At 74.6% G+C, this 646-nt stretch carries 1 pseudogene; it reads right to left on the bottom strand.

Annotated elements, in window-relative coordinates:
• Positions 1–646 (bottom strand): annotated as a pseudogene (locus tag FV228_RS31915) (hypothetical protein); the annotation flags it as partial.

Genomic DNA, 646 nt, shown 5'->3' with positions numbered 1-646 from the left:
GTGGCGAGGCGCGGCACCTGGGTGGTGCCGCCGGCATCCGCGACCCGGCGGATCGAGCCGCCGGAGCCTTCGGCCACCGCCTTCAGGCGTTCGGTATCGCTGAACACGTCGGCGAGTTCGCGCGGGTTGGCGGGGCCGACGCTGACGAAGGCCACGAGGTTGCCCGAGCGCAGGGTGTGCAGCCCAAGGGTCTCCGCGTCGAAGGTGGCGGTGAACAGGCCGGGCTCGCCGGGCTTGAGGGTCAGCGTCGTGACCTTGCCGGTCGGGCCGGTGACGGTGACCGGCTCGACCTGCTCGGCCATGGTCTGCCGCTCGACCCGCACCTCGCGGCCGCGGCCGGTGGTCTGGGCACGCAGGGCCTCCTCTTCGAGGGCCGGCTCCTTCATCAGCCAGTGGGCCAGGCGGCGCAGCAGGTCGAGATAGGGGCCGCCCTCCTGGTAGCCCCGGGCCCAGAGCCAGGCATGGTCGGACAGGAGCAGCGCGACGCGGCCCTTGTCCTCCCGGGACAGGGCGAGCAGCGGCAGCCCCTCGGCGCCGGACAGGATCGGCTGGATGCCGGGCCGGGTGCGGGCCTGGACGATGCGCAGCCAGTCGCCCCAGGCGGGCGGGTTGGCGTCCGAGCCCGGCAGGTCGCGGGTGACCGGGT

It is taken from the genome of Methylobacterium sp. WL18 (assembly GCF_008040015.1).
GTDB lineage: Bacteria > Pseudomonadota > Alphaproteobacteria > Rhizobiales > Beijerinckiaceae > Methylobacterium > Methylobacterium mesophilicum.
The sequence above is the reverse complement of the archived record's forward strand: the minus strand, read 5'-3'. Positions and strand labels throughout refer to the sequence as shown.